The 5,358-nt window shown below is 65.7% G+C and carries 5 protein-coding genes; 1 reads left to right on the top strand and 4 read right to left on the bottom strand.

What is annotated here, in order from left to right; translation table 11 throughout:
* Positions 1 to 219: 219 nt before the first annotated feature.
* On the bottom strand, positions 220 to 1,920 hold the full coding sequence (locus VFY73_RS16710) for a serine hydrolase (protein ID WP_329720763.1): 1,701 nt from the start codon (positions 1,918 to 1,920) through the stop codon (positions 220 to 222).
* A 245-nt stretch (positions 1,921 to 2,165) separates the two neighbouring features.
* Between VFY73_RS16710 and VFY73_RS16705 the strand changes: the two genes are divergently transcribed.
* Positions 2,166 to 3,281: an AraC family transcriptional regulator gene (locus tag VFY73_RS16705; RefSeq protein WP_329720761.1), complete on the top strand. Its 1,116-nt coding sequence runs from the start codon at positions 2,166 to 2,168 to the stop codon at positions 3,279 to 3,281.
* Between the two features lie 200 nt (positions 3,282 to 3,481).
* On the opposite strand, the gene VFY73_RS16700 is transcribed toward VFY73_RS16705, so the two are convergent.
* From VFY73_RS16700 to VFY73_RS16690, 3 genes are all read right to left on the bottom strand, one after another.
* Positions 3,482 to 4,234 (bottom strand): ubiquinone/menaquinone biosynthesis methyltransferase, encoded by a 753-nt coding sequence (locus VFY73_RS16700; RefSeq protein ID WP_329720759.1) that lies wholly within the window; start codon positions 4,232 to 4,234, stop codon positions 3,482 to 3,484.
* A 164-nt stretch (positions 4,235 to 4,398) separates the two neighbouring features.
* Entirely contained in the window at positions 4,399 to 5,118 is a 720-nt protein-coding gene (locus tag VFY73_RS16695) for a GNAT family N-acetyltransferase (RefSeq protein ID WP_329720757.1), read from the bottom strand.
* Positions 5,105 to 5,358: hypothetical protein (locus VFY73_RS16690; RefSeq protein ID WP_329720755.1), on the bottom strand; the 254-nt coding region annotated here is incomplete at its 5' end. The genes VFY73_RS16690 and VFY73_RS16695, both read right to left, overlap by 14 nt.

Genomic DNA, 5,358 nt, shown 5'->3' with positions numbered 1-5,358 from the left:
CGAAGGAAGACACGCTGGCGAAGATGCGTTGGCTCTGGGAAGCCCAGCTCGCCCGGGTGGATGCGGCGATGGCCCTGCATGCCGAAGGCGAGGCCTGGTCATGACGACTCGACCCCGCATCCGCGCGCATCGAATCGACGGCACGCCGATGACGGCGGCGCACCTGGCGCGACGTTGAGATGAACGCGCGCCCGGCCGCGCCGCCACGCCCTGCTCAGCTCACTTCGGCACCCATGCGTTGTCGAACGAGTCCTTCAGCGCGGCGCATTGGTGGCCGCCCGCGGGGCCGTAGCTGCCCCCGTTCGAGTTGATCAGCACGGCGCTTTCCACGACGATCGGGAACATCAGGTAGCACGAGTCCAGCCCGCCGCTGCCGTGGCCCCAATCGCCGCCGTGGCCCAGGTAGACGCCGAACTTGCCATTGACGAACCCGCCGAACCGGGCCGGGTCCATCAGGCCGAGGTACTTGGCCTTCATTTCGGCAAACGACGCCGCCGGGATCAGGTTGGACGAGTAGCGCAGGTTGGCCATCACGTTGGCGATTTCGCGCGCACTGATGTGCCAGCCGTAGCCGCCGCAGGTCAGGCCGCGCGGCGGCTCTGCATAGCCGGCCTTCGCGGTGTCGGGGAAGCGGTACTGGATCGTCGGGTTGGCATCGCTGGGCCCGCAGTCCACCGAGACGCCGATGCCGCTGTAGAGCGACTGGGCCTCGATGATGAAGGCCGCCGCGGTCAGCGAGCCGGCGTCGAACTCGGCGTAGTTCACCGGGTCGATCCCGATCAGGCCCGCGGCCAGCACGCGCAGCATGCCGTAGTTGGCGTTGTTGTAGTTGAACGAAGTCGAGCCGACGGGCTTGGCGATCACCTCGCGCAACGAGGCGTAGTCGGAGCCCTTCACGCCGTTCTGGTCGAAGCCGCTTTGGTGCGTCATGAAGCTCTTGAACGTCAGCAGCTCGACGCCGGCGCCCTTGGCCCAATCGCTCGGCAGGTAAGGCGCGATCGGCGTGTCGGCGCTCAAGCCCTTGTCGGCCAGCAGCTTCATCAACACGATGGCTGTCAACGACTTGCTGACGCTGGCCACGTGCATTTCCTTGGTGGGCGATTGCGCCGTGGCGGGTGCATCGGCCGCCGTGCGCGCCAGCCCGCTCTTGCCCGAGCTGTGCAACTGGCCACCGAGCGAGATCGCGTACGAATTGCCGACCGAGCGGCTGTCGAAGGCACTGTGGATGTTGGCCTCGAAACGGGCGATGTCGAACACGATGGTGTTGGCCGACAGCGAGAGCCCGAGCGCGAAGGGGCCGGCCGCGCCGACGTGGTCGCCGCTGGCGAGCGCCGCGTCGCCGAGCGCGAGCTGAGCGTCCGCCGGGTCGAGGCGGCCCTCGGACACGCCCACCGCACGCGCCTGGTCGTTCACGTCATGGGCCACCTTTTGCGAGGTCAGGCTGAGCTGCAGCTGCACATCGCGCAGGCGTGCATCGGTGTTGTCGTTGGCGACCGCGATGGCGTCCACGAGCGAGCGCTGCGCATCGCCGAGAGCCGCCAGCGTGGCGTCGAGGTGCCCGAGCGACTGGTCGCCGCTGCCGTCGCGATAGGCGGCCCAGGCCGTCTCCACCGACGCCAGTGCCGCGCGCAGCGGGACCGCCAGGCGAGGCTTGGCTTTAGCCAGCAGGTTCTGCAGCACCTCGATCTGCGCGGGCAGCCGCACGGCCGTGGCGGCAGGGTCCCTGGGCGACTGGATCGGCTCGCCCCGGCCATCGGCCACGGGCGTCTGCAACTCGAGCTGACGCGTCAGGCGCTCGATCTCGGGAGTGACCTGAGCCTGCACGGACGCGGACAAGGTCAGCGCCAGGGCGACGGCCGCACCGATCGGCGTCAGCAGGTGGCGGGGCGCTCGGGCGGGGAGTGAGAAAGAAAGGTTCACGACGGTCTCCTGAAGGGGTGAATTGAAGTGGCCGGAGCTTAGGCAGCCGCACCGCGCAGGCACGTCCAGAAAGCGCGAGGTCCATCCGGCAAGCGCACGTTTTGCCGGCCTCTCCCTCACCCTAGGGGTGGGACCGGCCACTGCTCAAGGGAGGGCTTCGCGCCAAGCCGCGCGGTACGCTGGATCTCTCGCGTCGCTGCGTTCATTCTTGCGGCCGCGCCCAACGCCCCGGAAGTTTGACGACCTTGAATCACTCGCTCGCCGACCGCCCCCCGCTGCCACTGGAACGGCACCGCCTGTTCCACAGCCACGACGTGGACGAGGCCCGCGAGTTCGTCGCGCGCATCTTCTGCCCGCACGAGTTGTCGCCGCTGGACGGCGGCCGGCTCGACGCCTGCCACCACAGCGCAGCGGTGCACCGGCATGCCAGCATCAACTACGTCCAGTACGGCGCGGCCGTCCGCATCGAGCCCGGCTACCTGCGCGACTTCTTTCTGCTGCAGATGCCCTTGCGCGGCGGCGCCAGCGTGCGCTGCGGTGGCCAGCGCGTCGAGTCGCATCCGTTGCTCGCGTCGTTCCCTTCGCCCACCGAGCCGCTGAGCATGCGCTGGGCCGAAGGCAGCCCGCAGCTCATCGTGAAGCTCGATCGCCGGGCGCTCTCTGCCAAGCTGGAGTCACTGCTGCAGGCGCCGCTGCGCCAGCCACTGGTGTTCGACCTGGGCGTCGACATGGGCCGCCCGGAGGCGCGCGGCCTGGCCGCCCTGGTGGGTTACCTGCAGTGTGCGCTGGAAAACGGCCTCGGCTTCGCCGGGCAGCCCGCGTTGGCCGAACAAGCCGAGAACCACCTGCTGTCCACGTTGTTGCTCAGCCTGCCGCACAACCATTCAACGGCCTTGTCGTGCAGCGGTCGCGCCGCGTCGGACGGCAACGGCACCGTGTTGCCGCGCACCATCAAGCGCGCGCAAGAGATCCTGCGGGCTCATCTGGAACTGCCGATCACGCTGGAGGAGCTGTGCACGCTGACCGGTGCCAGCTCGCGCTCGCTGCAACAAGGGTTCGCCCGGCACACCGGCACCAGCCCGATGACATGGCTGCGCGAGCTTCGCCTCGACCATGTCCGCGCCCAGCTGCAGGCATCGGCCGGCGACGGCGCCAGCCTCGGGGCGACGGTCAAGGTCGCGGACGTGGCAGCGCGCTACGGCTTCTTCCACCTGGGCCACTTCGCGGCGCACTACCGCCGCCGGTTCGGCGAGCTGCCCTCCGAGACCGCGAGCGGCTCTCAAAGCGACGGCATCATCGCCTCCGCTGCGCACCGAATGGTCACGGTGAACAATCTTCATGTGCCGCGGTCCGCGGCGTAGTCACGTCAGCCGGCAGACCAACGTTTCAGCGAGCGTTCGACCTGCTTCGTGTCCAGCAGCAGCGCTGGATCCATGCACCATCGAAGGAACGCCGCGGCGACTTGCTGCTGCTCGGGTGAGCAGGCGAACCTGAAGCTCAGATGCGTGAGTTCCGGCTTCTTCGATCGCCCAAATTCCACAAGCGCCCTTTGACGGTCGGGTTAGATACCTGCTCGCCAAGGTTTGCGAGCGGTGTGAATTGCGACGATCCCGAGGGAGAGGCGCTCAAACGAAACATCTGCGAAGCCATGGGCCTGGAGCTCCCGAGTGAGCTCTTCAGCTGTAGGAAAGTCTCGAATCCCTTGCAGCAGGTACTTGTACGCGGAGGCGTCGCCACCCGTTGCCAGCCAACCTAAAGCCGGCATGCACAGAGCCATGTAAGCAAGATAGAGACGATGCAGCAGACCCCAGCGGATATTGGATGCCTCCAAGATAACCAACCTGCCGCCAGGCCTCAAGACCCTGAGGGCTTCCTGCATCGCCAAGTGGCGGTTGCAGATCTTGAGTCCGAGAGATATTGAATAGGCATCGACGCTTTGACTCGGCACGGACGGCATGTTCTCGGCATCGAGTTGCCTGAGACTAACTGCCGACTGAAACGCCTGGAGGCGACGTTCAGCAATGGCAAGCATCCTTGGGCTCACATCGGAGGCGACGATGGTTCGCCCTTCGGCAGAAGACCGGCCCAGGACGCGGAGAATGATGTCTCCGGTTCCCGTTGCGCCATCCAGAAGCGTGTTCCATTCTTCGCCGACGAGTCGCTTGGCGACTCGTCGTTTCCAAACCCGGTGCAGGCCAAGACTGAACACATCGCACAGCACGTCGTATCGCGAGGCAATGCGGCCGAAGACGTCGTCTCGTTGCCAGGCAAACTCGGCTGCATTTTTCCGTGCGGGTGAACCTGTGTTGAGCATTCGCGATACCTAACGTTCGACGCAAGAGGCGGCCTGCCGGTGGGGTGCCCCTTGATGGAGGGTCAGGCGTCGGCGCGGTTGATCGGCTTGTCGTACTCGACATCGCACATCGCTTGTGGGCCAGGCTCCGCCAATGGATGTCCACCCGATGAATGAGCCAGGCATCAACTGCGCTCCGGAACCGATGCAGCCGTGACTGGCGTGACCATGGCCCAGCCTAGCGCTTGGTACAGGGCCGCGCCAGCCTCTGTTGCTACCAGAACGCCCCGCGTTGCTCCGAGATCGAGGGCGCAATTGGACAGCGCGGCCATGATGCATCGGCCCAGCCCCTTCCTTCTGTGAGCTTCGGCGGTGACGATTTGATCGAAGGTGGCAAACCCGCCATCAATGGCAGCCTGGCCGCTGGCCGCGAGTTCTCCCGTGTTGGCAACAAGCTTCGCCAACGCAAGCGCCCCTACCTGTTCGGTGTGAAGGTGGTAGCCCTCGAGGGCCAGGTCAGAGCTGCCTCCAAGGTTGGTGCTCATCAAGTACTCTGGGTCATGGATATGCCAGCGGCTCGAGAGCAGGGGAGCCACACTCTCCACCGAGGCGCAGACCTTGAGCCAAGTCCCGGGACCAGCCTCGGTGGAGACGAGTCTCTGAAGGAGCTCGCGATCAAGGTGGGGAAGGACGTAGCGCGTGACCTGTTCAGGCTTGCCGACGAAGATCCGAAAGTACCCCGCACTTTGAATCGGCGCTTCGGTATGCCGGCAAATGGCCCAACCGTATGTCCAAGCTTGAGCGGCAACAGATTGGTCGACAGCGTTGGAGTCTGACAGGCAAGCTGCTGGCTGAGCCGGGCGACGCTCCTGCTCGGAGCCGGCGCGTTGATCAATCATCGCCATCCAGTACCCCCTTGATGCTCTTGGTCATTCGGCCTGAATACACGAAGTCGTCACCCGGATCTGCGGCTTCACGGTATTGGCGAGATGGCGGTTCGGCTCGACGGTGCACCGCCAAGACGATGAGGGCTCCGATGATCGGGACGAACCAAACCAAAAGAAGCTGAGCGATCTTCTGCCGACGATCGCACAGGACATCCTGCACGATGAGCTGCGTAGCCCTGGCATTCAAGAGCAGCGGAA

It is taken from the genome of Ideonella sp. (genome assembly GCF_036277275.1).
Classification (GTDB): Bacteria; Pseudomonadota; Gammaproteobacteria; order Burkholderiales; family Burkholderiaceae_C; genus Ideonella.
Note: the sequence above shows the minus strand (reverse complement) of the source record. Positions and strands in the feature narration are given on the sequence as shown.